A 24,827-nucleotide genomic window follows, 5' to 3' on the forward strand; every position below is an offset into this window, starting at 1 on the left:
TATGTCATGCCCCGGCGAGCAGCCGACGCGCCATGCGCAGCGCCGCCAGCAGACTGGACGGGTCGGCGCGGCCACTGCCCGCCAGGTCGAAGGCCGTGCCGTGATCCGGGCTGGTGCGCACAAAGGGCAGGCCCAGGGTGACGTTGACGCCCTGCTCCACCCCCAGGTACTTCACCGGGATCAGGCCATGGTCGTGCGTCATCGCCACCACCACGTCGAACTCGCCCGGATGGCCCGGAGCGTTGCGGGCGCGCATGAAGACGGTGTCCGGCGCAATCGGCCCGCTGGCCGCAATGCCCAGGGCGCGGGCGTCGGCGATCGCGGGCGCGATGTGCAGGATCTCCTCGTCCCCGAACAGCCCGCCCTCGCCCGCATGCGGGTTCAGGCCCGCCACCGCAATGCGCGGCGCCGCGATGCCGCAGGCGCGCAGCGCGGCATCGGTGATGCACAAGGTTTCCAGCACGCGCGCGCGGCTGATCAGGTCGATCGCCTCGCGCAGCGCCACGTGGATGGTCACCAGCACGGTGCGCAGCTCCTCGTTGGCCAGCATCATGCGCACCGGCGCCGGCCGGCCGTCGGCCGCGGCCAGCATCTGCAGCATCTCGGTGTGGCCCGGATAGGGCGAACCGGCGGCGTGCAGGGCCTCCTTGTGGATGGGCGCCGTCACCAGCGCGCTACCTTGGCCGGACCGGATGGCGCGCACCGCGGCCTCGATGCACAGCGCCGCGGCAGCGCCGGCGCGCGCATCGACCCGGCCGACGGGACAGTCGAGCAGCCCGGCGGGCAGGCCGGGCGGCTGCCACACCGGCAGCGCGCCGGGCGGTGCGGCCTCGTCGGGCGCGCTCAGGCTGGCCAGCGGCACCGCAACACCCGCCCAGGCAAGGGCACGCCGCAGCACGCCCACATCGCCGACCACGCAGACATCGCGCGGACCTGCTTGCAGCGCCTCGCGCGCCCAGGCCATCGCGATGATCTCGGGGCCGATGCCGCAGGCATCGCCCATGGTGAGGAGCAGCGGCTTGCTCATGCGGGGTTCGCAATGTCGATGAACTGCTGCTGCAGCCCCAACTCGGCGGCCAGGCGCTCGCCCAGCGCCTGCACGCCATAACGCTCGGTGGCATGGTGGCCGGCGGCAATGAAGGCCACGCCGGTCTCGGCGGCGATATGCGCCTGCGGCTCGGAAAGCTCGCCGGTGAGGAAGACATCCGCGCCGGCGGCGATGGCAGCCTCGAAATAGCCCTGCGCCCCGCCGGTGCACCAGGCCACGAGGCGCAGCGGCCGGCCATCGCCGGCCAGCACCGTGGGCGCGCGGCCCAGCACCGCCTGCACATGGCCTTGCAGCAGGGTCAGGTCTTGCTGGCCGGCGGGCAGCGCGCCGGCAAAGCCCAGCTCCTGCTCGCCGAAGCGCGCATCCGCCTGCCAGCCCAGGCGCAGGCCCAGCTGGGCGTTGTTGCCGAGCTCGGCATGGGCATCCAGCGGCAGGTGGTAGGCGAACAGGCTGATGTCGGCCGCCAGCAGGCGCGCCAGGCGCTGCTTCATCCAGCCGGTGACGCGCCCGTCCTGGCCACGCCAGAACAGGCCATGGTGCACCAGGATGGCATCGGCCCGGGCCGCGATGGCGGCATCGATCAGCGCCAGGCTGGCGGTGACCCCGCAGACGATGCGGCCGATCTCGTCGCGGCCCTCGACCTGCAGGCCGTTCGGCCCATAATCCTTGAAACGGCCCGGCTCCAGCCAGTTGCCGAGTGTGCGTTCGATGTCGGTGCGTTGCGCCATGGCTTGGGGGTCGGTTTGCAGAAGAGCGGTTTGCGTGCGTGGTGGTTGCTATTCTCCCAGGCCACGACGGTCGCGCTGGCGGCCTGGTTCGTGGTGGGCACGCTGAAGCCGCATTGGCTGCATTCTGCGGCACCGGTGCTGCTGCAACAGGCGCCGGCGCCGGCGGCCTCCAGCCCCGCGCGCGTCGGCTATGCGCAGGCGGCGCGGCTGGCCACGCCCGCGGTGGTGAGCATCACCGCCAGCAAGCCGCCGGCGCGCAGCGCGCGCGGCGAGGCGCCCTGGCACCCCTTCCCGCTGAACCGGCGCGGCGAGGGCCGGCCTCAGGTGGGCCTGGGCTCGGGCGTGATCGTCTCGAGCGAAGGGTACCTGCTCACCAACAACCATGTGGTGGCGGGCGCCTCCGACATCGAGGTGCTGCTCAGCGATGGCCGCGAGGCGCGCGCCGAGCTGGTGGGCACCGATCCCGAGACCGATCTGGCGGTGCTGCGCATCCGGCTGCCCGGCTTGCCGGTGATACGGCTGGGCCGGGCCGAGACCCTGCAGGTGGGCGATGTGGTGCTGGCGATCGGCAACCCCTTCAACGTGGGCCAGACGGTTACCTCGGGCATCGTCAGCGCGCTGGGGCGCAGCCAGCTGGGCATCAACACCTTCGAGAACTTCATCCAGACCGATGCCGCCATCAACCCCGGCAACTCGGGCGGCGCGCTGGTGGATGCCGAGGGCCAGCTGGTGGGCATCAACACGGCGATCTTCTCGCGCAGCGGTGGCAGCCTGGGCATCGGCTTCGCCATCCCCATCAGCACCGCCAGCCAGGTGCTGGAAGCGCTGGTGAAGGATGGCCAGGTGGCGCGCGGCTGGATCGGCGTGCAGACGCGCGAGCTCACGCCCGAGATGGTGGATGCCTTCAAGCTCAGTACCAAGCAGGGCGTGCTGGTGAGCGGCGTGGTGGGCAAGAGCCCGGCGGCCGCGGCGGGCGTGAAGCCCGGCGACGTGGTCACCGGCGTGGCCGGCAAGCCGGTGCTGAGCCCGGCCGAGCTGCTCAGCGCGGCGGCGGCGCTCAAGCCCGGCAGCCAGGTGCTGCTGGCGGTGCAGCGCGGCAGCGAAAGCCTGGAGCTGAAACTGCTGGTGGGTCAGCGGCCCAAGCCGCAGATCCAGGCCGACGAAGCGCCGGAGTGAGGCCGGCGGATCGGCGGCGGATCGGCGCCGTCAGGCGGCGGGGGTCTCTTCGTCCTCGGGCGCCTTGGAGTAGCGCACAAAGATGCCCGCGGCCCAGATGCCCGCCTCGTAGAGCAGGCACATGGGAATCGCCAGCGCCAGCTGCGAGACGATGTCCGGCGGCGTGATCACCGCCGCGATGATGAAGGCCAGCACGATGAAGTAGCCGCGGAACTCACGCAGCTTCTCCACGCTCACCAGGCCCATGCGCGCCAGCACCACCACCACCACCGGCACCTCGAAGGCGGCGCCAAAGGCGATGAACATCGACAGCACGAAGCTCAGATAGGCCTCGATATCGGGCGCGGCGGTGATGCTCTTGGGCGCAAAGCTCTGGATGAACTTGAACACCTGGCCGAACACGAAGAAATAGCAGAAGGCCACGCCGACGATGAAGAGCAGCGTGCTCGACACCACCAGGGGCAGCACCAGGCGCTTCTCATGCGTGTACAGGCCCGGCGCCACAAAGGCCCAGATCTGGTACAGCACCACCGGCAGGGCCAGCAGGAAGCCGGCCATCAGGGTGATCTTGAGCGGCACCAGAAAGGGCGAGATCACATTGGTGGCGATCAGGGTCGAGCCCGGCGGCAGGTGCGCCACCAGGGGCGCGGCCAGCATGTCGTACAGCCCGGCCGGGCCGGGATAGATGCACAGCACGCCGAAGCACAGCGCAATCGCGATCACCGCGCGGATCAGGCGATCGCGCAGCTCGATCAGGTGCGAGACAAAAGGCTGTTCGGTGCCGGCGAGTTCGTCTTCTTGGGGGCTTGTGCTCATGCTGCTCTGCGGGGCGGGCGGAAGCGCGCCACGCGGGCGGCGCCGGATTGGGCGTGACGGCGCACGCCCTGGCGCTGCTTGTACCAGATCGGCGTGGCGCCGCGCTTCACACGCCAGTTCTTCTTCGGCGGCTTGTAGCCGGCACTGCTGGCGTAGCTGTTCTCGATCGAGGTCTGCCCGGTCACCTCGCCCCAGGTCTGCTCGAAGGCCTGGTTGGCCGAGTTGATTTCGCTTTGCACGTTCTTCTCGACCTCGCGCGCCGCGTCCTCGAACTGGCCCTTCATCTTCTTGAGCTCCTCGAGCTCGATGGAGCGGTTCACCTCGGCCTTGACATCCGCCACATAGCGCTGCGCCTTGCCCAGCAGATGGCCCACGGTGCGGGCCACGCGCGGCAGACGCTCGGGCCCGATCACGATCAGCGCCACCGCGCCGATCAGGGCCAGCTTGTCAAAACCGAAATCAATCACTGCTTGGTCTTGGCTTCAACGTCGACCGTGTTGGCATCCGCCACCTTGTTGCTGGTGACCTGCTGGGGCGGTGCGTCGGATGTGCTGCCGTCCTTCATGCCGTCCTTGAAACCCTTCACTGCGGCGCCGAGGTCAGAACCCACGTTCTTGAGCTTCTTGGTGCCGAAGATCAGCACCACCACGGCCAGCACGATGAGCCAGTGCCAAATGCTGAACGAACCCATATGTCTTCTCCTGGAAACGAAGCGGCCATTCTAGGTGGCGCGCGATGACATGACCTTGAACCAGCTTAGCCTTTGAGCCAGGGCCGCGGCCCGCCCATGGCATGCATGTGCAGGTGGTAGACCTCCTGCCCCCCGTCCGGGCCGGTGTTGATGACGGTGCGGAAGCCGTTCGTCACCCCCAGCTCCTTCATCAGGCGCGGCGCCAGCGTGCTCATATGGCCCAGCAGGGCCGCATGCTCACCCGTCACCTCGACCAAGCTGGGGATGTGCAGCTTGGGAATCAAGAGGATGTGCACCGGCGCCCAGGGGTGAATATCGTGAAAAACCAGCACCTGCTCGTCCTCGTAGACCTTTTTGGACGGAATCTGGCCGGCAACAATCTTGCAGAAAATGCAGTTCGGGTCGTGCGACATAGGCGGGAAAAAGAAAACTCGGGATGTCAGGGATGCGGGCGCTGGGCAAATTCTTCCAGGCCCGACAGGCCCTCGCGCCGCGCCAGCTCGGCCAGCACCTGCTCGGGGCGCAGGCCCTGGGCGGACAGCGCCACCATCGAGTGGAACCAGAGATCGGCCACCTCGTAGACGAGCTTTTGCGCATCGCCGTCCTTGGCGGCCAGCACCACCTCGGTGGCCTCCTCACCGACCTTCTTCAGGATCGCGTCGGTGCCCTTGTGGAAGAGCTTGGCCACATAGCTGGTGGCGGGGTCGCCGCCAGCCGCGGGCTTGCGCGAGTCGATCACGTCGGCCAGGCGGCTGAGGATGTCGTTGCCGTTCATGCTTGTTGGGCGTAAATGCTGGCCGGATCCTTGAGCACCGGCTCGACGCTCTGCCAGACGCCGTTCTCCAGGCGCTGGTAGAAGCAGGAATGGCGGCCGGTATGGCAGGCTATGCCAGGTTGATCAGGTTCATGCCCCAGCTGCGTGATCTTCAGCAGCACCACGTCGTTGTCGCAGTCCAGGCGGATCTCGTGCACCTGCTGCACATGGCCGGACTCCTCGCCCTTGTGCCAGAGGCGGGCGCGCGAGCGGCTCCAGTACACCGCCTGACCCTTCTCGATCGTGAGCGCCAGCGCCTCACGGTTCATCCAGGCGAACATGACGACGTCGCCGCTGTCGCGCTCCTGGGCAATCACGGGCACCAGGCCGTCGCGATCCCACTTGACTTGATCCAGGCTGTTCATGCGCCAAGTTTAGCCGGCATGGCTAATCGTGATGGGTTGGACCCTGGTGGCCGCGCTCCGCCGCGAACCACTGCAACACGGGAACGGTGCCCGGCAGCACCGGCTGCACCTGCACCGGCAGGCTCTGCCAGGCCATCGCCTGCTGCTCGCGCATCTCGAACTCGCCCTGCCAGTCGTAGACCTTGCAGAAGTGCAGGCGCACGCGCGCATGCGGATAGTCCATCAGCTCCACCTTCCAGGGGTGGGCGGCGCCGATCTGGATGCCCAACTCCTCGTGCAGCTCGCGCTTGAGGGCCTGCTCCACGCTTTCGCCGGCCTCCAGCTTGCCGCCCGGGAACTCCCAGTAGCCTGCATAGACCTTGCCTTCGGGCCGCGAGGTGAGCAGAAAGCGCCCTTCGCACCCGGCGGCGTCGCGCTCCACCAGCACGCCCACCGCCACGTCCACGGGGGTCCGCTCAGACATGGTCCAGGCCCTCCGGCGGGCTGGCCATGTTGGATTGCGCCGCGGCGGGCAGCGCCTCGGCACGGCCCGCCAGGTCGCGCGCGAACTGATAGGCCACGCGGCCCGAGCGCGAACCGCGCTCCAGCGCCCACACCAGCGAGGGCTGGCGCGCCGCCGCGATCTGGGCCTCGCCGAGGCCGAAATGGCTCAGCCATTGCGCCACGATGGCCAGGTATTCCTGCTGGCTGAAGGGGTAGAAGCTGACCCACAGGCCGAAGCGTTCGGACAGCGAGATCTTCTCCTCCACCGCCTCGCCCGGGTGCACCTCACCATCCTCGGTGTGCTTGTAGCCGAGGTTGTCGCGCATCTGCTCGGGCAGCAGGTGGCGGCGGTTGCTGGTGGCGTAGATCAACACGTTGTCGCTGCCGGCGGCGATGGAGCCGTCCAGCATGGACTTGAGCGCCTTGTAGCCCAGCTCGCCCTCGTCGAAGCTCAAGTCGTCGCAGAAGATCACGAAGCGCTCGGGCCGCTCGGCCACCAGGTCCACCAGATCGGGCAGTTCCACCAGATCGGCCTTGTCCACCTCGATCAGGCGCAGGCCCTGGGCGGCGAATTCATTCAGGCAGGCCTTGATCAGCGAGCTCTTGCCGGTGCCCTTGGCACCCGTCAGCAGCACGTTGTTGGCCGGGCGGCCGGCCACGAACTGCTCGGTATTGCGCATCAGGCGCTGCTTCTGCGGCTCGACCTCCTTGAGATCCGAGAGGCGGATGCCCGCCACATGCCGCACCGGCTCCAGCACCATGCGGCCGGCGCGCTTGCGCAGGCGAAAGGCCGTGGAGGCCTGCCAATCGGGGGCCGCAAGCGGCTGGGGAAGCACGGCTTCGAGCCGGCCAAGCAGCGCCTCGGCGCGTGCCATCAGGTGTTCAACTGCAGACATTCCGTCAGTGTACGGAATGAACGAGGGCCTGCTAACACTACGCCAATGGGTCGCGTTGTCGGCCAGAAAGGCCGCAGGCAAGGCGCAAACCGCAGCCGGGTTGGACACCCGGCGAGGATTTGCAACGCGGCCTGCGGTCTTTCTGGCCACAACCCTGCGGGAAGGCGCGTCTCGGCGGGCCACGCGTTGTTGCAACGCTGGCCCGCACGCCAGTGCGGGCGGCGCGCCGCGCCTAGCTTGGCCCGCTGAGGCGAGCCTTCGCGGCCCATCGGCGTAGTATTAACAGGCCCTATCGCAGCATGCGCAGCGCGGCTTCCAGTTGCTCGGTGGGCTGGCGCTTGAAGCCCGAGCGCGCATAGCGCTGCAGGCGGCCGATCACGAAGCTCACCAGCACCGAGGCCTGCGCGTTCGCGTCCACCGTGGGCGTGGCCGAGCCGCTGGCCTCAGCCGCGCTGCGCAGGCATTGGCGCAGCGAGGATTCGATGCGGTCGAAGAACTGGTTCATGCGCGCCACCAGGCGCTCGTTCTCGGTCACCAGCGCGTCGCCCACCATCACCCGCGTCATGCCGGGGTTGCGCTCACCGAACTGCAACAGCACCGAGACGATCTTCTGCGCCTGCGCAAGACCTGACCCCTCACGCTCGGTGATCTGGTTCACCAGGCTGAAGATGCTGGTCTCGATGAATTCGATCAGGCCCTCGAACATCTGCGCCTTGCTGGCGAAATGCCGGTACAGCGCCGCCTCGCTCACCTCCAGCTTGGCCGCCAGCGCCGCGGTGGTGACGCGCTCGGCGCCGGGCTGCTCCAGCATGCCGGCCAGCACCTGCAGGATCTGCACGCGGCGCTCGCCCGGGCGCGGGCGCTTGCGCGGCGCGCTGCTGGGGGCAGAAGGCGCGGATTCGGCGTCGCTCAGGTCGTCGGGGGTGGCGTGCATCGGCTCGGTGCGCTGGCGCGGGTTGGGTGCGCCGATTCTGGCATAGGCGCCCGGCCCCGCCCCGAAACGTCAGTCGCGCAGCCAGCCGAGGCGGCGCGCCTCGTAGATCGCCTCGACCTTGGAGCGCACCTGCAGCTTGCGGTAGGTGCGCTTCACATAGGTCATGATGGTGTGCGGCGAGACGCTCATGAACTGGGCGATCTCGTCGAAGGTGAAGCCCTTGGCGGCCAGGTGCAGCACGCGCGATTCCTGCTCGGACAGCGCCACCACGGTCTCGTCGTCCAGCGGCAGGGTGCCGGTATCGGGCGCCGGGCCATGGCCGGCCTGGGGTGCCAGCCGCATCAGCAGGCGGCGTGCGATCACCGGGCTGATGGGGCTGCCGCCGGCGCGCAGGGAGCGCAACTGGCCCGGCAGATCCAGCGCCAGGCTGTCCTTCAGCAGATAGCCGGTGGCGCCGGCCTCGATGCTGGAGAGCACATGCTGCTCGTCACCGAACACCGAGATCACCATCACCTCGCACTCGGGCATGGTGTGGGCGGCATGGCGTATCAGCTCGATGCCGCTGCCGCCGGGCAGGTCCAGGTCGACCAGCAGCACATCGGGCCGGGTCTGGTCGAACAGCTTGCGCCCCTGCGGCAGGTCGGTGGCGATGCCCAGCAGGCGTATATCCGGCGCCTTCTCGAGCGCGTGCGCGAATGCCTCTCGGAACCTGAGTTGGTCTTCAACGATCAGAACACTGAACAATGACATGCGAGGGTCGCCACGTGATGGAACCCCATTCTGGCAGCGGCAGCGGTGCCTGCAATCCCACGCTTAGAGGAGCGTAGCTTCCCTGCCCCAACGGCGGTTTGCCCCAGGGTGCCGGTGGCACCGCCACGGCGATACTCAGCGCCCGCACTCCTCTGGCCGCAGCGCGCCCAGGCTGGCGATGCGCTGGCGCACATAGACGGGCCTGCGCTTGAGCGCAAGCCCGGCCTCGGGCCCATGCGTCGAGCGCGCGGCCCAGCGCTGCATCCAGGCCGTGCCCATGCCCAGGCCATGCGCCGTCTTCTGGTGGATCAGGGTGTCCTCCACCAGGATGCAGCGCCAGGGCGGCACTTTCAGCCTGGCCGCGATGTAGCGGAACATGCGCCGGTCCGGCTTGGGGCGCAGCTCGCCGAACATGGCCATGTGCTCCAGCGCCAGCACGCTGTCGAAGCAGCGCCGCATCTTCAGGGCCTTCAGCACGCGCAGCGCATAGGCCAGCGGCGCGTTCGTCAGCAGCACCTTGCGCCCCTTCAGCCGCTTCAGCGCGGCCAGGTCATGGGCATGGGTGTGCAGGCCGTCCTCCAGGCCCGGCAGGGCATGCGTGACGCGCAGGAAATGCGCGGCGTCCACGCCGTGGTGCCGCACCAGGCCGATCAGGGTGGCGCCGTAGCGGGCCCAGTACTGGGCGCGCAGCCGGTTCGCCTCGGCCGTGTCGACGCCCAGCTCCCGCTCGATATAGCGCGTCATCGCCACATTGAGCGCACCGAACACCTCGTGCGAGGCGTTGTGCAGGGTGTTGTCGAGGTCGAAGAGCCAGACCGGCTGGCGGCGCTTGCTCAACTCAGTGAGACCGGATCATGGTGCCGTAGGCCTGGTCGCTCAGGATCTCCAGCAGCATCGAGTGCGGCACGCGGCCGTCGATGATGTGCACTGCGTTCACGCCGCTCTTGGCCGCGTCCAGCGCCGAGGCGATCTTGGGCAGCATGCCGCCGGAGAGCGTGCCGTCGGCGAACAGGCCGTCGATCTCGCGCGCCGACAGGTCGGTGAGCAAGTTGCCGGCCTTGTCCAGCACGCCGGGGGTGTTGGTCAGCAGCACCAGCTTCTCGGCCTTCAGCACCTCGGCCAGCTTGCCGGCCACCACATCGGCATTGATGTTGTAGCTCTCGTTGTGCTCGCCAAAGCCGATCGGGCTGATCACCGGGATGAACTGGTCGTCCTGCAGCGCCTTCACCACGCTGGGGTCGATGCTGACGATGTCGCCCACCTGGCCGACATCGTGCTCCTTGGCGGGGTCGTCCTTGTCCACCATCTTGAGCTTCTTGGCGCGGATCATGCCGCCGTCGCGGCCGGTCAGACCCACGGCCTTGCCGCCGGCCACATTGATCAGGCCCACGATGTCCTGCTGCACCTGGCCGGCCAGCACCCACTCGACCACTTCCATGGTCTCCTCGTCGGTGACGCGCATGCCCTGGATGAAGTGGCCCTTCTTGCCCAGGCGGCTCAGCGCGCCCTCGATCTGCGGGCCGCCACCATGCACCACCACCGGGTTCAGGCCCACCAGCTTGAGCAGCACCACGTCCTCGGCAAAGTCCTGCTGCAGGGCCGGGTCGGTCATGGCGTTGCCGCCGTATTTGATGACGATGGTCTTGCCGTGGTACTTGCGGATATAGGGCAGGGCCTGCGAGAGGATCTCGGCCTTCTCGCGCGGGGCGATGTGGGAGACGTCCGTCTGGTGCTGTGCTTCTTGGCTCATGATGATGCGCTGGATCAAAAGGCGTGGATGGGGCTGCCGCAGATTGTAGGACCCACCCCCTGCGTCGGCGGCTCCCGGCCGCGGCCGCGGCGACAATGCCGGCCATGCAAGTCAGCTCCTATCTGCGCATCTCGGTGGGCGTCGCCCTGGTGACCATCGCCCTCAAGACCGGCGCCTGGTGGTGGACCGATTCGGTCAGCCTCTTGTCCGACGCGATGGAATCGCTGGTCAACCTGGCCGGTGCGATCTTCGCCCTCGCGATGGTGACGGTGGCGCAGCGCCCGCCCGACGAAGACCACCCCTTCGGCCACCACAAGGCCGAGTACTTCTCCAGCGGCTTCGAGGGCGTGCTGATCCTGGCCGCCGCCGCGGGCATCATCTGGGCCGCCGTGCACCGCCTGCTGGCCCCGCAACCGGTGGAGGCACTGGGTTTCGGCATTGCGCTCTCGCTGCTGAGTTCGGCCCTCAACGGCGGCCTGGCCTGGGCGATGCTGCGCAAGGCCCGCGAGCACCGCTCGATGGCGCTGGAGGCGGATGCGCGTCACCTTTTCACCGACGTCTGGACCTCGGCCGGCGTGGTGGCCGGCCTGCTGGGCGTGATGGCCACCGGCTGGCTCTGGCTGGACCCGCTGCTGGCGATGCTGGTGGCGCTCAACATCATGCGCGAGGGTGCGCTGCTGATCTGGAAGTCCACCGACGGCCTGATGGACCAGGCCCTGGACGCCGAGTCGCGCGCCGCCATCCAGCAGGTGCTGGACGACTTTGCCCACCAGACCATCCGCTTCGACCATATCGCCACGCGCTGCGCCGGCCAGCGCCGCTTCGTCGACCTGCACATGCACATGCCCGCGGCCTGGAGCCTGGGGCGCGCCGCTGCGGTGCGCACCTCGGTCGAGCAGGCGCTGATGAGCGCCGTGCCCGGCCTGCGCGCCACCATCCAGCTGCTGCCGATGGACGTGGAAGCCCATTTCGACGACCCCAAGGACCTGCTGTGATCGGCCTGGTGCAGCGAGTCAAGCAGGCCCGCGTGGACGTGGCCGGCCAGACCATCGGCGCGATCGGCCCCGGCCTCTTGCTGCTGGTCTGCGCCGAGCCGGACGATGGCGTGGCCCAGGCCGAGAAGCTCATCGCCAAGCTGCTCAAGCTGCGCATCTTCAGCGACGCGGCCGGCAAGATGAACCTGAGCCTGCAGGACGTGGACGGCGGCCTCCTGATCGTGTCGCAGTTCACCCTGGCGGCCGACCTGGCCGGCGGCAACCGCCCCAGCTTCAGTGGCGCGGCCGGCCCCGAACTGGGCCGCAAGCTCTACGAGCATTGCCTGACTTTTGCCCGCGCCCGGCATGGCTTGGTACAAAGCGGCGAGTTCGGGGCCGACATGCAGGTGAGCCTCGTCAACGACGGCCCCGTCACCATCCCGATGCGCATCATCAATTGACCGAGGAGACCCGCGCCATGATCAGCTACGCCACCCTGGGCAGCAACAACCGCCAGGCCGCCAAGACCTTTTACGACGCCGTGCTGCAGCCCCTGGGTATGAAGGCCAGCTATGCGGACGACGACTTCGTCGGCTACGGCCCCGACGCGCCCGATGCCAAGACCCAGCTGTGGATCTGCAAGCCCTACAACGGCCTGGACGCCAGCGCCGGCAATGGCAGCATGCTGGCCCTGGAAGCCAGCACGCGCACCCAGGTGGACGCCGCCCATGCCGCCGCACTGGCCCAGGGCGGCCGCAGCGAGGGCGCGCCCGGCCTGCGCGAGGCCTACGGGCCGAACTTCTACGCGGCCTATTTCCGCGATCTGGACGGCAACAAGCTGGCGCTGGTATGCCGCGCCGAGGCTTGAGCGTCGTCAGCCGCCGCTAGTCAATCGGCGTACTGCCCCGCCGCCTTGATGACGGGGCCCCATTTGTTGATCTCGGCCTCGACGAACTTCTTGTGATCGGCCGGGTTGTTGCGGGCGTCGTTGACGATCACCGCGCCCAGGGCTTCCTGGCGCTTGTGAAAGTCGGCGTCCTTGAGGGCCGTCTTCAGCGCGGTGTTGAGCTTGTCCAGCACCGGCTTGGGCGTGCCCTTGGGCGCATAGACGCCATGCCAGATCGAGACGTTGAAGCCCTTCAGGCCCATCTCGTCCAGCGTCGGCAGCTTGGCCAGCGCGGGCGCCGTGAGGCGCTTGCCGGTGGTGACCGCATAGGCCTTGACCTTGCCGCTTTCGATCTGGCTGCTGGTGTTGGTGGTCTGGTCGCACATCAGGTCCACCTGGCCGCCGATCAGGTCGGTCATGGCCGGGCCGGTGCCCTTGTAGGGCACGGTGGTCATGTCCACCTTCAGGGTGCTCTGGAACAGCAGGCCGCACAGATGCGAGGCCGAGCCCAGGCCGGCATTGGCGAGGTTGATCTTGCCCTGGTTGGCCGCGATCCACTTGCTCAGCTCGGCATAGTTGCTGGCCGCCATGCTGGGCTTGGCGATCAGGGTCATCGGCACCTCGTTGACCAGGCCCAGGTACTCGAAGTCGTCCAGGGTCTTGTACTGCATATTGCGGTACAGGGCCGGCGAGGTCGACATGCCGATGTGGTGCAAGAGGATGGTGTAGCCATCCGGCGCCGCCTTGGCCACCTTGGTCGCCCCCAGGGTGCCACCGGCACCGCCCACGTTCTCGATCACCAGCGTGGCGTTGAGGGGCTTGCGCAGGGCCTCGGCCAGATCACGCGCCACCTTGTCGGTGGGGCCGCCGGCCGCGAAGGGCACGACGATGGTGATGGGTTTTTCCGGGTACTCGGCCCAGGCGGCGGTGGTGCCCAGGGCCGCCAGGCAGGCGAGCAGCAGTTTGTTCATGTTGCCTCAACGATGGTAGGGGTGAAGCCGCATGCTAGGTCCGCCCGGCGAGGCCGTTGTTACGGAAACTACGTAAGCTCAACTTCCCGCCCGCCCTGCCGATAAGACCTTGGATAAGCGTCCGTCCGGATGCAATCCACAAAACATCGGCTGGGGTGACGAGACATGGGCATGCACAAGTTGAAGATGTCGGTAGGCCGCAGGCTGGCGCTGAGCTTCGGGGCCGTACTGGCCCTGCTGCTGCTGCTGGCGGTGCTGGCGGCGCTGCAGATGCGCTCGGTGGGCGCCAGGGTCGAACAGCTGGTGCAGGTCAACAACGCCAAGAGCGCCCAGGCCAACAGCATGCTGCATGCCATCAACGAGATGGCCATCCAGGCCCGCTCGGTGACCCTGCTGACCGACGTCAAGGAGATCGACGCCGAGGTCAAGGTGCTGAACGCCGCGGTGGAGCGCTACAAGGGCATCGAGAGCAAGCTGGCGGACCTGATGTCGCAGCAGGGCGATGCCGATGAGCAGGCGCTGATGAAGGCGGTGCAGGAGGGCGCGGCCAAGACCATCCCCCTGCTGCAGCGCGCCGCCAAGGAGGGCCAGGACGGCGCCAATATCGAGGCCACCCTGACCCTCACCCAGGCCGTCAAGCCGGTGGAGACCGCCTGGCGGCGCAAGGTCACCGAGATCGTCGAGGCACAGGAGCGCATGAGCCAGGCGGCCAGCGTCGAGATCTCGGCCGGCGCCCGTCAGTCCCTGTGGGTGCTGGGCCTGCTGAGCCTGGCCGCGCTGGCGGTGGGCACCCTGCTGGCCTGGCGCATCACGCGCAGCATCAAGCGCCCGGTGGACCGCGCCATCGTGGTGGCCGAGCGCATCGCCCAGGGCGATCTGTCATCCAGCTTCGTGCCCGAGTCCGACGACGAACTGGGCCAGCTGCTGGCCGGCCTGGCCGCGATGCAGGACAAGCTGCGCGAGCTGGTGGGCGAGATCCGCCACACCGCGGAGTCGATCCAGACCGCCAGCCAAGAGGTGGCCAGCGGCAATCTGGATCTGTCGCAGCGCACCGAGCAGACCGCCAGCAGCCTGCAGACCTCGGCCTCGCAGATGGAGCAGCTCACCGGCACGGTGCGCCAGTCCGCCGACTCGGCGGCCCAGGCCAACCAGCTCGCGCATTCGGCCGCCCAGGTGGCCACGCGCGGCGGCCAGGTGGTGGGCGAGGTGGTCACCACCATGGACAGCATCAGCCACAGCGCGCGCAAGATCGGCGACATCATCGGCGTGATCGACGGCATCGCCTTCCAGACCAATATCCTGGCGCTGAATGCCGCGGTGGAGGCGGCGCGCGCCGGCGAGCAGGGCCGCGGCTTCGCGGTGGTGGCCAGCGAGGTGCGCTCGCTGGCGCAGCGCTCGGCCGAGGCGGCCAAGGAGATCAAGACCCTGATCGGCCACAGCCTCGAGAACGTCGACGCCGGCGCACGCCTGGTGGGCGACGCCGGCAGCACCATGCAGGAGATCGTCAGCAGCGTGCAGCGCGTGGCCGACATCATCGGCGAGGTGACCGCCTCCTCCGGCGAGCAGAGCCAGGGCCTGACGCGCGTGAACCAGGCCGTCTCGCAACTGGACCAGATGACGCAGCAGAACGCCGCACTGGTGGAAGAGTCCGCCGCCGCGGCGGAATCGCTGAAGGATCAGTCGCTGCGCCTGGGCGGCCTGGTGCAGGCCTTCGTCCTCAGCCGCGAGGATCGCGAGCGCCTCGGGCGCGGCTGATCATTCGTATTTGCGCGCGTCCTCGATCACGCGCCCGTCATTGGGCAGGCTGCCGGGCGCCACGAAGCGCACCTCGGCGCGCAGCTTGGTGATGTCGCGCACCGCGGCGGCCACGCGCTCGGCCAGGCCCTCGGGCGCTGCGTCGGGCCCACCGGCCAGCTCCAGCAGCAGGCTCATGCGGTCGTTCGCCATCTCGCCCTCCACCACCAGGCGCGCGCGGCCCAGCTCGGGGAAGCGCTTACGCAGCTCGCCCACCTGGGAGGCATGCACAAACATGCCGCGCACCTTGGCGCTCTGGTCGGCCCGGCCCATCCAGCCCTTGATGCGCTGATTGCTGCGGCCCGTGGGGCAGCGGCCCGGCAGCACCGCAGAGAGGTCGCCGGTGCCGAAGCGCACCAGCGGGTAGTCGGGGTTGAGGGTGGTGACCACCAGCTCGCCCACCTCGCCCTCGGGCACCGGGTCGCCGGTGCCGGGGCGCACGATCTCGACGATCACGCCCTCGTCCAGCACCAGGCCCTCGCGCGCCGCGGTCTCGTAGGCGATCAGGCCGATGTCGGCGGTGGCATAGCACTGGTAGCCCTGCACGCCGCGCTCGGCGAGCCAGTCGCGCAGCGAGGGCGGGAAGGCCTCGCCGCTCACCAGCGCCTTGGCAAATGAAAGGCGCTGGCCCTGCTCCGCCGCCTTGTCGAGCAGGATCTTCAGAAAGCTGGGCGTGCCGATATAGCCCTGCGGGCGCAGCTCGGCCACCGCCTGCAGCTGCATCTCGGTATTGCCCACGCCGCCCGGGAACACCGTGCAGCCGAGCGCATGGGCGCCGGTTTCCATCATCGAACCGGCCGGCGTGAGGTGGTAACTGAAGCTGTTGTGGATCAGCTCGCCGCTGCGAAAGCCCGCCGCATGGATGGCGCGCGCCACGCGCCAGTAGTCGCTCGCATGGCCCTCGGGCTCGTAAATCGTGCCGGGCGACTGGAACACCCGCTTGGCGCCGCTGGTGCGCACGCAGCCGGCCCAGCCGATGGCCGAGAAACCGCCGAACACATCGCGGCCCTCCTGCAGCTGGCGCCGGGCCTGCTGGCGCTCCAGCAGCTCGTGCTTGCGCGTCACCGGCAGGCGCGCCAGCGCGGCGCGGCTGTCGACGCCTGCGGCGTCCACCCCCGCCAGCAACTCGGCGAAGGCCGGCGCCTGCCGCTGCGCATGGGCGATCTGCCGCGGCAGCGCCGCCAGCAGCGCGGCCTCGCGCTCGGCCGGGTCGCGCGCCTCGAGGGCGTCGTGGAAGGTGGTGCTATCGCTGATGCTCATGTCTCGTCCGTCCAGCGCGCCAGGCGCCGCTTGATCTCGTCCAGCAGGGCGCGCACGTCGGCGCTGTTGCGGCAGGCGCGCAGTTCCCACTCGGGCGCACGCGCCGGCCTCTTGGCCAGGCGCACATTGAGGTGTTCGCTGTCAGCGGCCAGCTCGATCACCGGCTGGCCCTGCAGGGTGAAGCTGTTGCCGCGCTCGGCCAGCGGCCGCAGATCGCGCAGATTGCGCTTGAACTGCAGCAGCGCCTGCTCGGGGTTGAAGGCGGGGGGGGCGAAGAACTCATCCGACACGGCGGTGCTCCTGCCTCAGGCCAGCCAGCGCTTGCGGCGCTTGTAGCTCTTCACGTCCTTGAAGCTCTTGCGATCGCCGCCGCCCATGCCGAGATAGAACTCCTTGACGTCCTCGTTCTCGCGCAGGGCCTTGGCCTCGCCGTCCATCACGACACGGCCGTTCTCCAGGATGTAGCCGTAGTCGGCATAGCGCAGCGCCATATTGGTGTTCTGCTCGGCCAGCAGGAAGGTCGTGCCCTCCTTGGCGTTCAGGTCCTTGACGATCTCGAACACCTCCTCGACGATCTGCGGCGCCAGGCCCATCGAGGGCTCGTCCAGCAGCACCATCTTGGGGTTGGCCATCAGGGCGCGGCCGATCGCGCACATCTGCTGCTCGCCGCCCGAGGTGTAGGCGGCCTGCGAGCCGCGGCGCGTCTTCAGGCGCGGGAAATAGTTGTAGACCTTCTCGAGCGTGGCGGCCACCGCGGCCTTGCCGTCCTGGCGCGTGTAGGCGCCGGTCATCAGGTTCTCCTCGATGCTGAGGTGGGCAAAGCAATGCCGCCCCTCCATCACCTGGATCACGCCGCGGTTCACCATCTCCGAGGTGGAGAGCTTCTCGATGCGCTCGCCGCGCAGCTCGATGCTGCCCTTGGTGACCTCGCCGCGCTCGCCCGCCAGCAGATTGGAGACGGCGCGCAGCGTGGTCGTCTTGCCCGCGCCGTTGCCGCCCAGCAGGGCCACCACACCACCCTCGGGCACCTGCAGGGACACGCCCTTGAGCACCAGGATCACGTGGTTGTAGATGACCTCGATGCCGTTGACGTTCAGAAGGATGTTGCTCATATCGGCCTTTGACCTTGGACCTTGGACTCTGGGCAGCACCGCACGCGATGCTGCGCAGAGGGCCCCTCGCGAGGCCCTCATCTGCTTGCTTAGCTCTGGCAGTCTTCCGGCGTGCGACGCGTCAGCTTCTTCTCGCCGGCGTACTTGTCGGCACCGGCCTTGACCATCGGCTTGATGATCTGCTCATCGGCCTGCAGCCAGTCGGAGCTGAAGTTCCACTTGCTGCCGTCCCAGGTGTGGACGCGCGCCGAGGTCGAGCCCATGTGGTCGGCGCAGGAGGTGCTGAGCGGCCGCATGATGCCGGTGAAGCCCAGCGCGTCGAGCTTCTTCTGGTCCAGCGCCAGGTTCTCCAGGCCCCAGCGCACCTGCTCGCCGGTCATGACCTTGCCCTTGCCGAAGCGCTCCTGCGCGCGGCGCACCGCCTCGATGCCCAGCATCTGGATGATCAGGCCGCGCGAATACAGCACCGAGCCAACTTCCTCCTTGGGGCCCGTGCCCTGGCCCTTGCCATGCACATGCTTGAGGATCTCCTGGATCACCTTGGGGTTCTGGCCGTAACCGTTCAGCGCCAGGGCGTTGTAACCCTTGGCGCCCTCGCCCACGTCCTTCACGTCCGGCTCGGCGCCCGACCACCACACGCCATACATCTTCTCGCGCGGATAGCCGGTGGCCTGCGCTTCCTTCAGCGCGGTGGAGTTCATCACGCCCCAGCCCCACAGCAGCACGTAGTCGGGGCGCTGCTGGCGCACCTGCAGCCAGGCCGACTTCTGCTCCACGCCCGGCGCCGTGACGGGGATCTTCACCAGCTCGAAGCCGTGCATCTTCTGGCGCTCGTCCAGCAGCGGCATGGGCTCCTTGCCGAAGGGCGAGTCGTGATAGACGATGGCGATCTTCTTGCCCTTGAGCTTGTCGAAGCCGCCTTCCTTCTTGGCGATGTGCTGGATCAGCATGTCGGCCGCGGTCCAGTAGCTGCCCATCAGCGGGAAGTTCCACTTGAAGACATTGCCGTCCTGCGAGGCCGAGAGGCCGTAGCCCAGCGTCACCAGCGGGATCTTGTCGTTGGGCACCTTGTCGGTGAGCGCGAAGGTGATGCCGGTGGCCTGCGGGTCGATCAGGCTGGCGCCCTTGCCCTTCAGGCGCTCATAGCATTCCACGCCCTTGTCGGTGGCGTAGCCGGTCTCGCATTCCTCGAAGGTGATCTTCACGCCGTTGATGCCGCCATCGCGGGCATTGATCAGCTTGATGTAATCCTGCTTGCCATTGGCCCAGGGCGTGCCGTTGGGCGCATAGGCGCCGGTGCGGTAGACCAGCAGCGGGAAGAACTGTTCCTTGGCCTGTGCCTGGGCCTGGCTGGCCAAGCCGGAGAGCCCGGCGGCCATCAGGGTGGCTGCAAATGCAAACGACTTCAGTTGTCTCATACCTTGTCTCCGGTTGCTTGCACTCGTGGTGCGGTTTTTGGAATCAATGAGGGTGAATCAATGCGGGAAAGGCCAGAGCCGCAGCTTTTCCTTGGCGGTGGCCCAGAGCCGGGCGAGGCCATGCGGCTCGACGATCAGGAAGAACACGATCAGCGCGCCGAACACCATGCTGGTGAGGTGCGAGGACATGGCGGTGGACATCGGGATGCCCAGCATCGCCGGCAGGCGGTCCAGCAGCAGGGGCAGCAGCACGATGAAGGCCGCGCCCAGAAAGCCGCCCATGATGGAGCCGAGGCCGCCGATGATGACCATGAAGAGCAGCTGGAAGCTGCGGTCGATGTTGAAGGCCGCCGGCTCCCAGGCGCCCAGGTGGATGAAGCCCCACAGCCCGCCGGCCACGCCGACGATGAAGGCGCTCACCGCGAAGGCCGTCAGCTTGGCATAGACCGGGCGGATGCCGATCACCGCGGCCGCCACGTCCATGTCGCGCATCGCCATCCATTCGCGGCCGATATTCGAGCGCACCAGGTTCTTGGCCAGCAGCGCGAACACCACCACGAAGCTCAGGCAGAACAGGTATTTGGCGGCCGGGCTCTCGATCGGGATGCCGAACACCTGCAGGCCCGCCACGCTCACCGAACCCGAGTCCGAGCCGTTCGTGACCCATTTCAGGCGCAGCGCCGACCAGTCGACGAAGAACTGCGCCGCCAGCGTCGCCACCGCCAGGTAGAGGCCCTTGATGCGCAGCGAGGGCACGCCGAACAGCACGCCCACCACGGTGGAGCACAGTCCGCCCAGCAGCAGCGAGGCGATCAGCGGCATGCCCTCGACGCGCACCTGGAAGTTGTAGGCCGCATAGGCGCCCACCGCCATGAAGGCGCCGGTGCCCAGCGAGATCTGGCCGCAATAGCCGACCAGGATGTTGAGCCCCAGCGCCGCCAGCGAGAGGATCAGAAAGGGCGTGAGGATGGCGCGGAACCAGTATTCCGGCGCACTCAGCGGCACCACGACGAAGGCCACCAGCAGCAGCAGGGCCATCGCGATGCGGTCCTGCCGGATCGGCAGGATCTGCTGGTCAGCACGGTAGCTGGACTTGAACTGGCCGTTTTCTCTGTACAGCATGGCTCAGACCCGATCGATGATTTTTTCGCCGAAGAGCCCTTGCGGCCGCACCAGCAGGAACAACAAGGCCAGCACATAGGCGAACCAGATCTCGATGCCGCCGCCCAGCATCGGGCCGACATAGATCTCCGAGAGCTTCTCGCCCACGCCGATGATGAGCCCGCCGATGATGGCGCCGGGCACCGAGGTCAGGCCGCCCAGGATCACCACCGGCAGCGCCTTCAGCGCCACCAGCGAGAGCGAGAACTGCACGCCCAGCTTGCTGCCCCAGATGATGCCGGCCACCAGGGCCACGAAGCCCGCCACGCTCCACACGATCACCCAGATGGTGGAGAGCGGGATGCCGATCGACTGCGCGGCCTGGTGGTCGTCGGCCACCGCGCGCAGCGCGCGGCCGGTGGCGGTCTTCTGGAAGAACAGCGCCAGCAGGGCGACCAGGGCCGCCGCGATCAGGGCCGCGTAGAGGTCTTCCTTGCTGACCAGCAGGCCGCCCTGGAACAGCGACTCGCCGACGATGATGGGGTCCTTGGGCATGCCCACATCGATCTTGTAGATGTCGTTGCCGAACAGGGTCTGGCCCAGGCCGTCGAGGAAGTAGGTGATGCCCAGCGTGGCCATCAGCAGGGTGATGCCCTCCTGGTTCACCAGGCGCGAGAGCGCCAGCTTCTCGATCAGCCAGGCCACCACGATCATCACCGCCATCGCCGCCACGAAGGCCAGCAGATTGGCCATCAGCAGGCTCTGCACCCCGGTCCATTGCGGGATCCATTCGGCAAAGCGCGCCATCGCCAGCGCGGCGAACAGCACCATCGCACCCTGGGCGAAATTGAACACGCCCGAGGCCTTGTAGATCAGCACAAAGCCCAGGGCAATGAGCGAATACAACATGCCGGACATCAGTCCGCCCATCAATGTCTCAAGGAAGAATCCCATGGCGCTCTCGCTCAGTGACTGGTGCCGAGGTAGGCACGGATGACGTCTTCGTTCTGGCGCACCTCGTCGGGCGCGCCATCGCCGATCTTCTTGCCGTAGTCCAGCACCACCACGCGGTCGGAGATGTCCATCACCACGCCCATGTCGTGCTCGATCAGCACGATGGTGGTGCCGAACTCGTCGTTCACGTCGAGGATGAAGCGGCACATGTCCTGCTTCTCCTCCACATTCATGCCGGCCATCGGCTCGTCCAGCAGCAGCACCGTCGGCTCCATCGCCAGCGCGCGGCCCAGGTCCACGCGCTTTTGCAGGCCATAGGGCAGGCGGCCCACCGGGGTCTTGCGATAGGCCTGGATCTCGAGGAAATCGATGATGCGCTCGACCTTCTCGCGCTGCGCGATCTCCTCTCGCTCGGCCGGGCCCCAGCGCAGCGCCTGCAGGAAGAGGTTGCTCTTCATGTGCAGGTTGCGGCCGGTCATGATGTTGTCCAGCACGCTCATGCCCTTGAACAGGGCCAGGTTCTGGAAGGTGCGCGCCACGCCCATCTCGGCCACCTGGCGCGAGTTCATATGCTTGAAATGCTGGCCGCGGAAGGTGATCTCGCCCTGCTGCGGCTGGTAGACGCCGTTGATGCAGTTGAGCATCGAGCTCTTGCCCGCGCCGTTGGGCCCGATGATGGAGCGGATCTCATGCTCGCGCACATTGAAGCTGATGTCGGTGAGCGCCTTCACGCCGCCGAAACTCAGCGAGATGTTCTTGACCTCGAGGATGACCTCGCCAATCTTCTTGGCCATCAAGCAGCCCTCCTGACAGCCGGAAACGTCTTCGTGTCCATGATTCTCAAATCGGCCGAGACCGAGCCGCTGCGGCCGTCCTCGAACTTCACCGCCGTCTCGATGAACTGCGAGCTCTTGCCGCCGTAGAGCGCATCGATCAGCACCGCGTATTTCTCGGCGATCGCGCCGCGCCGCACCTTGCGGGTACGGGTGAGTTCGCCATCGTCGGCATCCAGTTCCTTGTGCAGGATCAGGAAGCGGGTGATCTGGCTGCCGGCCAGCAACTCGTCCTGGGCCAGGTCGGCGTTCACCTTCTCCACGCATTCGCGGATCAGCTCGTAGACCTCGGGCTTCTGCGCCAGATCGGTGTAGCCGGCATAGGGCAGGTTGCGGCGCTCGGCCCAGTTGCCCACCGCCTCGAAGTCGATGTTGATGAAGGCGCAGACGCGCTCGCGCTTGTCGCCCAGCGCCACCGCCTCCTTGATGTGGGCGAAGAACTTGAGCTTGTTCTCCACATACTTGGGCGCGAACATGGCGCCGTCGTTGGGGCCGCCCAGGATGCGGCCCACGTCCTTGGCGCGGTCGATGATCTTCAGGTGGCCGCTGGCATCGATGAAGCCGGCGTCGCCGGTGTGGTACCAGCCCTCGGCGGTGAGCACCTCGTTGGTGGCGGCCTCGTTCTTGTAATAGCCCTTCAGCAGGCCCGGCGACTTCACCAGGATCTCGCCGCTCGCGTCCAGCTTGATCTCCACGCCGTCGATCGGCACGCCCACGGTGTCGGAGCGCGCCTCGTTGTCGGGCTGCAGGCAGACGAACACCGCCGTCTCGGTGGAGCCGTAGAGCTGCTTGAGGTTGATGCCGATCGAGCGGTAGAAGCTGAACAGGTCGGGGCCGATCGCCTCGCCGGCGGTGTAGGCCACCCGCACGCGCGAGAAGCCCAGGGTGTTGCGCAGCGGCCCGTAGATGAGCAGATTGCCGAGCGCGTACTTCAGCTTGTCCAGGGCGCCCACCGGCTTGCCGTCCATCAGCGCCGGGCCGACGCGCTGCGCCAGCGCCATGCAGCGCGCGAACAGCCAGCGCTTCAGGCTGCCGGCATCCTCCATGCGGATCATCACGCTGGTGAGCAGGCCCTCGAACACGCGCGGCGGTGCGAAGTAATAGGTGGGGCCGATCTCCTTCAGGTCGATCGAGACGGTGCTGGCCGACTCGGGGCAGTTCACCACGTAGCCGCAGGCCAGCCACTGGGCATAGCTGAAGATGTTCTGGCCGATCCAGGCGGGCGGCAGATAGGCCAGCACTTCTTCGTGGCTGCCGAGCTTGTCGAAGCGCGCGCCGGCCTGGGCCCGGTCGATCAGGGTGGCATGGCTGTGCACCACGCCCTTGGGGTTGCCGGTGGTGCCCGAGGTGAAGAACATCGCCGCCACATCGTCGGGCTTGACGCGCTCGGCCCATTCGCGGAACAGCTGCGGCTGCGTCTTGGCGGCGGCCGCGCCGGCGGCGATCAGGCTGTCCAGCGGCGCCACGCCGGGCTCGTCGTAGTTGCGCAGGCCGCGCGGATCGTCGTACCAGAGGTGGGTGAGCTGCGGGCATTGGCCGCGTATCTCGATCAGCTTGTCGACCTGCTCCTGGTCCTCCACGATCGCGAAGGCCACCTCGGCGTTGTTGATGGGGAACACGAACTCCGCGCCCACCGCATCCTGGTACAGCGGCACCGGAATCGCGCCCAGCACCTGGGCCGCCAGCATGCTGGCCGCCAGGCGCGGGCGGTTCTCGCCGACCACGATGACATGCTGGCCGCGCTGCACGCCGGCCTGGTGCAGGCCATGGGCCAGCGCACACACCAGCTCCGCCAGCTGCGCCCAGCTGAGCGCCTGCCAGATGCCGTATTCCTTCTCGCGCAGCGCGGCGTCATTCGGACGCTGGGCCGCATGGTCAAGCAAGAGCCTGGGAAAAGTCGTGCTGGTCACCGTGTGTCTCCTCGGTGCACTGCGCCCCACAAGCGGGAACGAACGGAAACGGATGGGCGGTGCATGCCTTGTTGCGGTGCAATCCTAGGCCTTTACTTTGACGCCGTGTTGTCGTTGCGACGACATTTGATGGAAATCACGGCCCGTGCTTTCCCGGGGGTGCCGCGTCAGGATCACGTCATGCTGAGCGGCGATGAATAGAGGGATGAACTCGACAGTGACGCAAAACCTGACCCTTCGCCAGCGCGCGCGGCCACCCAGCGCCGCCGAACTTGAAGCGATTCCCTGGCTCGCCGTGCTGGAGCCGGCGCAGCGCGAGGCCGCCGTGGCCCAGTTGCAGGTGGCCGACGCCGAGGTGGGTGAGCGCGTCTGCCGCATCGGCAAGCCGGCCAACTTCTGGTTCGGCGTGATCGACGGCCTCTTGAAGATGAGCAACGACGATGCCGCCGCCCAGTCCATCACCTTCACCGGCGTGCCGCCGGGCGGCTGGTTCGGCGAGGGCACCCTGCTCAAGCGCGAGGTCTACCGCTACAACATCCAGCCGCTGCGCCGCAGCGTGGTGGCGGGCCTGCCGATCGAGACCTTCCACGACCTGCTGGAGCACAGCATCGGCTTCAACCGCTTCGTGCTGAACCAGCTCAACGAGCGCCTCGGCCAGTTCATCGCCGCGCGCGAGATCGACCGCATCTCCGACCCCGACCTGCGCGTGGCGCGCAATCTCGCCGCCCTCTTCCACCCCCAGCTCTATCCCGGCGTGGGCAGCCTGCTGCGCATCACCCAGCAGGAGCTGGCCAAGCTGGTGGGCCTGTCGCGCCAGCGCGTCAACGAGGCCCTGAGCCATCTGCAGGAGCGCGGCCTGATCAGCGTGGAATATGGCGGCGTGCGGGTGCTGGAGCTGCAGGGCCTGAGGCGTTATCCGCAGCCCTGAGACGGCCTCCTAGAATCGCCCCACCATAACAAGGGGCTGCACCATGAGTTGGTTAGGTCTGGTAGGGGGCGTGGTGCTGGCCTGGCTGGCCGGCGAGATCTTCGGCCAGCGCGGTGGCGGCCTGGCCGTGCTGGGCGGCCTGGTGGGCGTGCTGCTGATGCGCATGCAGGCCAGGCTCAACGCCCTGGGCGAGGAGCTGCGGCAGCTGCGGCTGGGGCAGGCGCCCGCCGCAGCG

At 67.9% G+C, this 24,827-nt stretch carries 30 protein-coding genes; 7 read left to right on the plus strand and 23 right to left on the minus strand.

What is annotated here, in order from left to right:
* Positions 1 to 4 precede the first annotated feature (4 nt).
* Entirely contained in the window at positions 5 to 1,027 is a 1,023-nt protein-coding gene (gene pdxA, locus AC3WQY_RS14905; RefSeq protein ID WP_492709442.1) for a 4-hydroxythreonine-4-phosphate dehydrogenase PdxA, read from the minus strand.
* A complete protein-coding gene (locus tag AC3WQY_RS14910) occupies positions 1,024 to 1,776 on the minus strand; it encodes a Nif3-like dinuclear metal center hexameric protein (RefSeq protein ID WP_285233375.1) in 753 nt (250 codons plus the stop codon). The genes pdxA and AC3WQY_RS14910 overlap by 4 nt, the downstream gene beginning before the upstream one ends.
* A 30-nt stretch (positions 1,777 to 1,806) precedes the next feature.
* Between AC3WQY_RS14910 and AC3WQY_RS14915 the strand changes: the two genes are divergently transcribed.
* A complete protein-coding gene (locus tag AC3WQY_RS14915) occupies positions 1,807 to 2,952 on the plus strand; it encodes a S1C family serine protease (protein ID WP_492709444.1) in 1,146 nt (381 codons plus the stop codon).
* A gap of 30 nt (positions 2,953 to 2,982) precedes the next feature.
* On the opposite strand, the gene tatC is transcribed toward AC3WQY_RS14915, so the two are convergent.
* From tatC to argB, 12 genes are all read right to left on the minus strand, one after another.
* Entirely contained in the window at positions 2,983 to 3,768 is a 786-nt protein-coding gene (gene tatC / locus AC3WQY_RS14920; protein ID WP_285233377.1) for a twin-arginine translocase subunit TatC, read from the minus strand.
* The gene (tatB, locus tag AC3WQY_RS14925) at positions 3,765 to 4,235 is read right to left on the minus strand and encodes a Sec-independent protein translocase protein TatB (protein ID WP_285233378.1); all 471 of its coding nucleotides are present in this window, start codon (positions 4,233 to 4,235) and stop codon (positions 3,765 to 3,767) included. The genes tatC and tatB overlap by 4 nt, the downstream gene beginning before the upstream one ends.
* A complete protein-coding gene (tatA, locus tag AC3WQY_RS14930; protein ID WP_285233379.1) occupies positions 4,232 to 4,459 on the minus strand; it encodes a Sec-independent protein translocase subunit TatA in 228 nt (75 codons plus the stop codon). Before tatA ends, tatB begins: the two co-directional genes overlap by 4 nt.
* 65 nt (positions 4,460 to 4,524) lie before the next feature.
* Positions 4,525 to 4,872 carry a histidine triad nucleotide-binding protein gene (locus AC3WQY_RS14935; RefSeq protein WP_285233380.1) on the minus strand — a complete coding sequence of 116 codons (348 nt, stop codon included), beginning with the start codon at positions 4,870 to 4,872 and terminating at the stop codon, positions 4,525 to 4,527.
* A 26-nt stretch (positions 4,873 to 4,898) separates the two neighbouring features.
* Positions 4,899 to 5,234, minus strand: coding sequence for a phosphoribosyl-ATP diphosphatase (locus tag AC3WQY_RS14940; protein ID WP_285233381.1), 336 nt, complete (start codon positions 5,232 to 5,234; stop codon positions 4,899 to 4,901).
* Positions 5,231 to 5,638, minus strand: coding sequence for a phosphoribosyl-AMP cyclohydrolase (gene hisI / locus AC3WQY_RS14945; RefSeq protein WP_492709447.1), 408 nt, complete (start codon positions 5,636 to 5,638; stop codon positions 5,231 to 5,233). The genes AC3WQY_RS14940 and hisI overlap by 4 nt, the downstream gene beginning before the upstream one ends.
* 22 nt (positions 5,639 to 5,660) lie before the next feature.
* Positions 5,661 to 6,101 (minus strand): NUDIX domain-containing protein, encoded by a 441-nt coding sequence (locus tag AC3WQY_RS14950; protein WP_492709449.1) that lies wholly within the window; start codon positions 6,099 to 6,101, stop codon positions 5,661 to 5,663.
* Positions 6,094 to 7,017 (minus strand): ATP-binding protein, encoded by a 924-nt coding sequence (locus AC3WQY_RS14955; RefSeq protein ID WP_492709451.1) that lies wholly within the window; start codon positions 7,015 to 7,017, stop codon positions 6,094 to 6,096. Before AC3WQY_RS14955 ends, AC3WQY_RS14950 begins: the two co-directional genes overlap by 8 nt.
* Positions 7,018 to 7,306: 289 nt before the next feature.
* Positions 7,307 to 7,951 carry a nucleoid occlusion factor SlmA gene (slmA, locus tag AC3WQY_RS14960; RefSeq protein ID WP_492709453.1) on the minus strand — a complete coding sequence of 215 codons (645 nt, stop codon included), beginning with the start codon at positions 7,949 to 7,951 and terminating at the stop codon, positions 7,307 to 7,309.
* A 69-nt stretch (positions 7,952 to 8,020) separates the two neighbouring features.
* Entirely contained in the window at positions 8,021 to 8,701 is a 681-nt protein-coding gene (locus AC3WQY_RS14965) for a response regulator (RefSeq protein WP_285233386.1), read from the minus strand.
* A 135-nt stretch (positions 8,702 to 8,836) separates the two neighbouring features.
* A complete protein-coding gene (locus AC3WQY_RS14970; protein WP_492709455.1) occupies positions 8,837 to 9,538 on the minus strand; it encodes an HAD-IA family hydrolase in 702 nt (233 codons plus the stop codon).
* Between the two features lies 1 nt (position 9,539).
* Positions 9,540 to 10,451 (minus strand): acetylglutamate kinase, encoded by a 912-nt coding sequence (gene argB / locus AC3WQY_RS14975; RefSeq protein ID WP_285233388.1) that lies wholly within the window; start codon positions 10,449 to 10,451, stop codon positions 9,540 to 9,542.
* Positions 10,452 to 10,555: 104 nt separating this feature from the next.
* Here argB and AC3WQY_RS14980 point away from each other — a divergent pair, with 104 nt between their 5' ends.
* From AC3WQY_RS14980 to AC3WQY_RS14990, 3 genes are read left to right on the plus strand one after another with little or no spacing between them, the layout of a single operon-like run.
* A complete protein-coding gene (locus AC3WQY_RS14980) occupies positions 10,556 to 11,446 on the plus strand; it encodes a cation diffusion facilitator family transporter (RefSeq protein WP_285233389.1) in 891 nt (296 codons plus the stop codon).
* Entirely contained in the window at positions 11,443 to 11,886 is a 444-nt protein-coding gene (gene dtd / locus AC3WQY_RS14985) for a D-aminoacyl-tRNA deacylase (RefSeq protein WP_492709458.1), read from the plus strand. Before AC3WQY_RS14980 ends, dtd begins: the two co-directional genes overlap by 4 nt.
* 17 nt (positions 11,887 to 11,903) lie before the next feature.
* The gene (locus AC3WQY_RS14990) at positions 11,904 to 12,293 is read left to right on the plus strand and encodes a VOC family protein (RefSeq protein ID WP_285233391.1); all 390 of its coding nucleotides are present in this window, start codon (positions 11,904 to 11,906) and stop codon (positions 12,291 to 12,293) included.
* A gap of 20 nt (positions 12,294 to 12,313) precedes the next feature.
* Here the strand turns inward: AC3WQY_RS14990 and AC3WQY_RS14995 are convergent, their stop codons facing one another.
* Positions 12,314 to 13,282 carry a tripartite tricarboxylate transporter substrate-binding protein gene (locus AC3WQY_RS14995; protein WP_492709460.1) on the minus strand — a complete coding sequence of 323 codons (969 nt, stop codon included), beginning with the start codon at positions 13,280 to 13,282 and terminating at the stop codon, positions 12,314 to 12,316.
* A 171-nt stretch (positions 13,283 to 13,453) separates the two neighbouring features.
* On the opposite strand from AC3WQY_RS14995, the gene AC3WQY_RS15000 reads away from it, so the two are divergent.
* Positions 13,454 to 15,037, plus strand: coding sequence for a methyl-accepting chemotaxis protein (locus tag AC3WQY_RS15000; protein ID WP_285233393.1), 1,584 nt, complete (start codon positions 13,454 to 13,456; stop codon positions 15,035 to 15,037).
* Here the strand turns inward: AC3WQY_RS15000 and AC3WQY_RS15005 are convergent, their stop codons facing one another.
* The 8 genes from AC3WQY_RS15005 to AC3WQY_RS15040 all read right to left on the minus strand — a co-directional run bounded on the left by AC3WQY_RS15005 (position 15,038) and on the right by AC3WQY_RS15040 (position 23,664).
* Positions 15,038 to 16,336 (minus strand): phenylacetate--CoA ligase family protein, encoded by a 1,299-nt coding sequence (locus AC3WQY_RS15005; RefSeq protein ID WP_492709462.1) that lies wholly within the window; start codon positions 16,334 to 16,336, stop codon positions 15,038 to 15,040.
* A complete protein-coding gene (locus tag AC3WQY_RS15010; protein WP_492709464.1) occupies positions 16,333 to 16,626 on the minus strand; it encodes a hypothetical protein in 294 nt (97 codons plus the stop codon). The genes AC3WQY_RS15005 and AC3WQY_RS15010 overlap by 4 nt, the downstream gene beginning before the upstream one ends.
* Before the next feature lie 15 nt (positions 16,627 to 16,641).
* Positions 16,642 to 17,448 (minus strand): ABC transporter ATP-binding protein, encoded by an 807-nt coding sequence (locus AC3WQY_RS15015; RefSeq protein ID WP_285233396.1) that lies wholly within the window; start codon positions 17,446 to 17,448, stop codon positions 16,642 to 16,644.
* Between the two features lie 89 nt (positions 17,449 to 17,537).
* A complete protein-coding gene (locus tag AC3WQY_RS15020; RefSeq protein ID WP_492709466.1) occupies positions 17,538 to 18,866 on the minus strand; it encodes an ABC transporter substrate-binding protein in 1,329 nt (442 codons plus the stop codon).
* Positions 18,867 to 18,923: 57 nt separating this feature from the next.
* Positions 18,924 to 19,988 (minus strand): branched-chain amino acid ABC transporter permease, encoded by a 1,065-nt coding sequence (locus tag AC3WQY_RS15025; RefSeq protein ID WP_285233397.1) that lies wholly within the window; start codon positions 19,986 to 19,988, stop codon positions 18,924 to 18,926.
* Between the two features lie 3 nt (positions 19,989 to 19,991).
* Positions 19,992 to 20,921, minus strand: a complete 930-nt coding sequence (locus tag AC3WQY_RS15030; RefSeq protein ID WP_285233398.1) for a branched-chain amino acid ABC transporter permease — start codon at positions 20,919 to 20,921, stop codon at positions 19,992 to 19,994.
* Positions 20,922 to 20,932: 11 nt separating this feature from the next.
* Entirely contained in the window at positions 20,933 to 21,718 is a 786-nt protein-coding gene (locus AC3WQY_RS15035; protein WP_492709469.1) for an ABC transporter ATP-binding protein, read from the minus strand.
* Entirely contained in the window at positions 21,715 to 23,664 is a 1,950-nt protein-coding gene (locus AC3WQY_RS15040; protein ID WP_285233402.1) for an AMP-dependent synthetase/ligase, read from the minus strand. The genes AC3WQY_RS15035 and AC3WQY_RS15040 overlap by 4 nt, the downstream gene beginning before the upstream one ends.
* A 205-nt stretch (positions 23,665 to 23,869) precedes the next feature.
* On the opposite strand from AC3WQY_RS15040, the gene AC3WQY_RS15045 reads away from it, so the two are divergent.
* On the plus strand, positions 23,870 to 24,592 hold the full coding sequence (locus AC3WQY_RS15045) for a Crp/Fnr family transcriptional regulator (RefSeq protein WP_285233404.1): 723 nt from the start codon (positions 23,870 to 23,872) through the stop codon (positions 24,590 to 24,592).
* 43 nt (positions 24,593 to 24,635) lie between these two features.
* On the plus strand, positions 24,636 to 24,827 hold a 192-nt coding region (locus tag AC3WQY_RS15050), incomplete at its 3' end, for a hypothetical protein (protein WP_492709472.1).

The organism is Roseateles sp. FW301-B2, from assembly GCF_058788955.1.

Bases quoted from the DNA above. Each gene is read 5' to 3' on its own strand.
- pdxA (WP_492709442.1), bottom strand. From the start codon at position 1,027: ATGAGCAAGCCGCTGCTCCTCACCATGGGCGATGCCTGCGGCATCGGC.
- AC3WQY_RS14910 (WP_285233375.1), bottom strand. From the start codon at position 1,776: ATGGCGCAACGCACCGACATCGAACGCACACTCGGCAACTGGCTGGAG.
- tatC (WP_285233377.1), bottom strand. From the start codon at position 3,768: ATGAGCACAAGCCCCCAAGAAGACGAACTCGCCGGCACCGAACAGCCT.
- tatA (WP_285233379.1), bottom strand. From the start codon at position 4,459: ATGGGTTCGTTCAGCATTTGGCACTGGCTCATCGTGCTGGCCGTGGTG.
- AC3WQY_RS14935 (WP_285233380.1), bottom strand. From the start codon at position 4,872: ATGTCGCACGACCCGAACTGCATTTTCTGCAAGATTGTTGCCGGCCAG.
- AC3WQY_RS14940 (WP_285233381.1), bottom strand. From the start codon at position 5,234: ATGAACGGCAACGACATCCTCAGCCGCCTGGCCGACGTGATCGACTCG.
- hisI (WP_492709447.1), bottom strand. From the start codon at position 5,638: ATGAACAGCCTGGATCAAGTCAAGTGGGATCGCGACGGCCTGGTGCCC.
- AC3WQY_RS14950 (WP_492709449.1), bottom strand. From the start codon at position 6,101: ATGTCTGAGCGGACCCCCGTGGACGTGGCGGTGGGCGTGCTGGTGGAG.
- AC3WQY_RS14955 (WP_492709451.1), bottom strand. From the start codon at position 7,017: ATGTCTGCAGTTGAACACCTGATGGCACGCGCCGAGGCGCTGCTTGGC.
- slmA (WP_492709453.1), bottom strand. From the start codon at position 7,951: ATGCACGCCACCCCCGACGACCTGAGCGACGCCGAATCCGCGCCTTCT.
- AC3WQY_RS14965 (WP_285233386.1), bottom strand. From the start codon at position 8,701: ATGTCATTGTTCAGTGTTCTGATCGTTGAAGACCAACTCAGGTTCCGA.
- argB (WP_285233388.1), bottom strand. From the start codon at position 10,451: ATGAGCCAAGAAGCACAGCACCAGACGGACGTCTCCCACATCGCCCCG.
- AC3WQY_RS14980 (WP_285233389.1), top strand. From the start codon at position 10,556: ATGCAAGTCAGCTCCTATCTGCGCATCTCGGTGGGCGTCGCCCTGGTG.
- AC3WQY_RS14990 (WP_285233391.1), top strand. From the start codon at position 11,904: ATGATCAGCTACGCCACCCTGGGCAGCAACAACCGCCAGGCCGCCAAG.
- AC3WQY_RS14995 (WP_492709460.1), bottom strand. From the start codon at position 13,282: ATGAACAAACTGCTGCTCGCCTGCCTGGCGGCCCTGGGCACCACCGCC.
- AC3WQY_RS15000 (WP_285233393.1), top strand. From the start codon at position 13,454: ATGCACAAGTTGAAGATGTCGGTAGGCCGCAGGCTGGCGCTGAGCTTC.
- AC3WQY_RS15005 (WP_492709462.1), bottom strand. From the start codon at position 16,336: ATGAGCATCAGCGATAGCACCACCTTCCACGACGCCCTCGAGGCGCGC.
- AC3WQY_RS15015 (WP_285233396.1), bottom strand. From the start codon at position 17,448: ATGAGCAACATCCTTCTGAACGTCAACGGCATCGAGGTCATCTACAAC.
- AC3WQY_RS15020 (WP_492709466.1), bottom strand. From the start codon at position 18,866: ATGAGACAACTGAAGTCGTTTGCATTTGCAGCCACCCTGATGGCCGCC.
- AC3WQY_RS15025 (WP_285233397.1), bottom strand. From the start codon at position 19,988: ATGCTGTACAGAGAAAACGGCCAGTTCAAGTCCAGCTACCGTGCTGAC.
- AC3WQY_RS15030 (WP_285233398.1), bottom strand. From the start codon at position 20,921: ATGGGATTCTTCCTTGAGACATTGATGGGCGGACTGATGTCCGGCATG.
- AC3WQY_RS15045 (WP_285233404.1), top strand. From the start codon at position 23,870: ATGAACTCGACAGTGACGCAAAACCTGACCCTTCGCCAGCGCGCGCGG.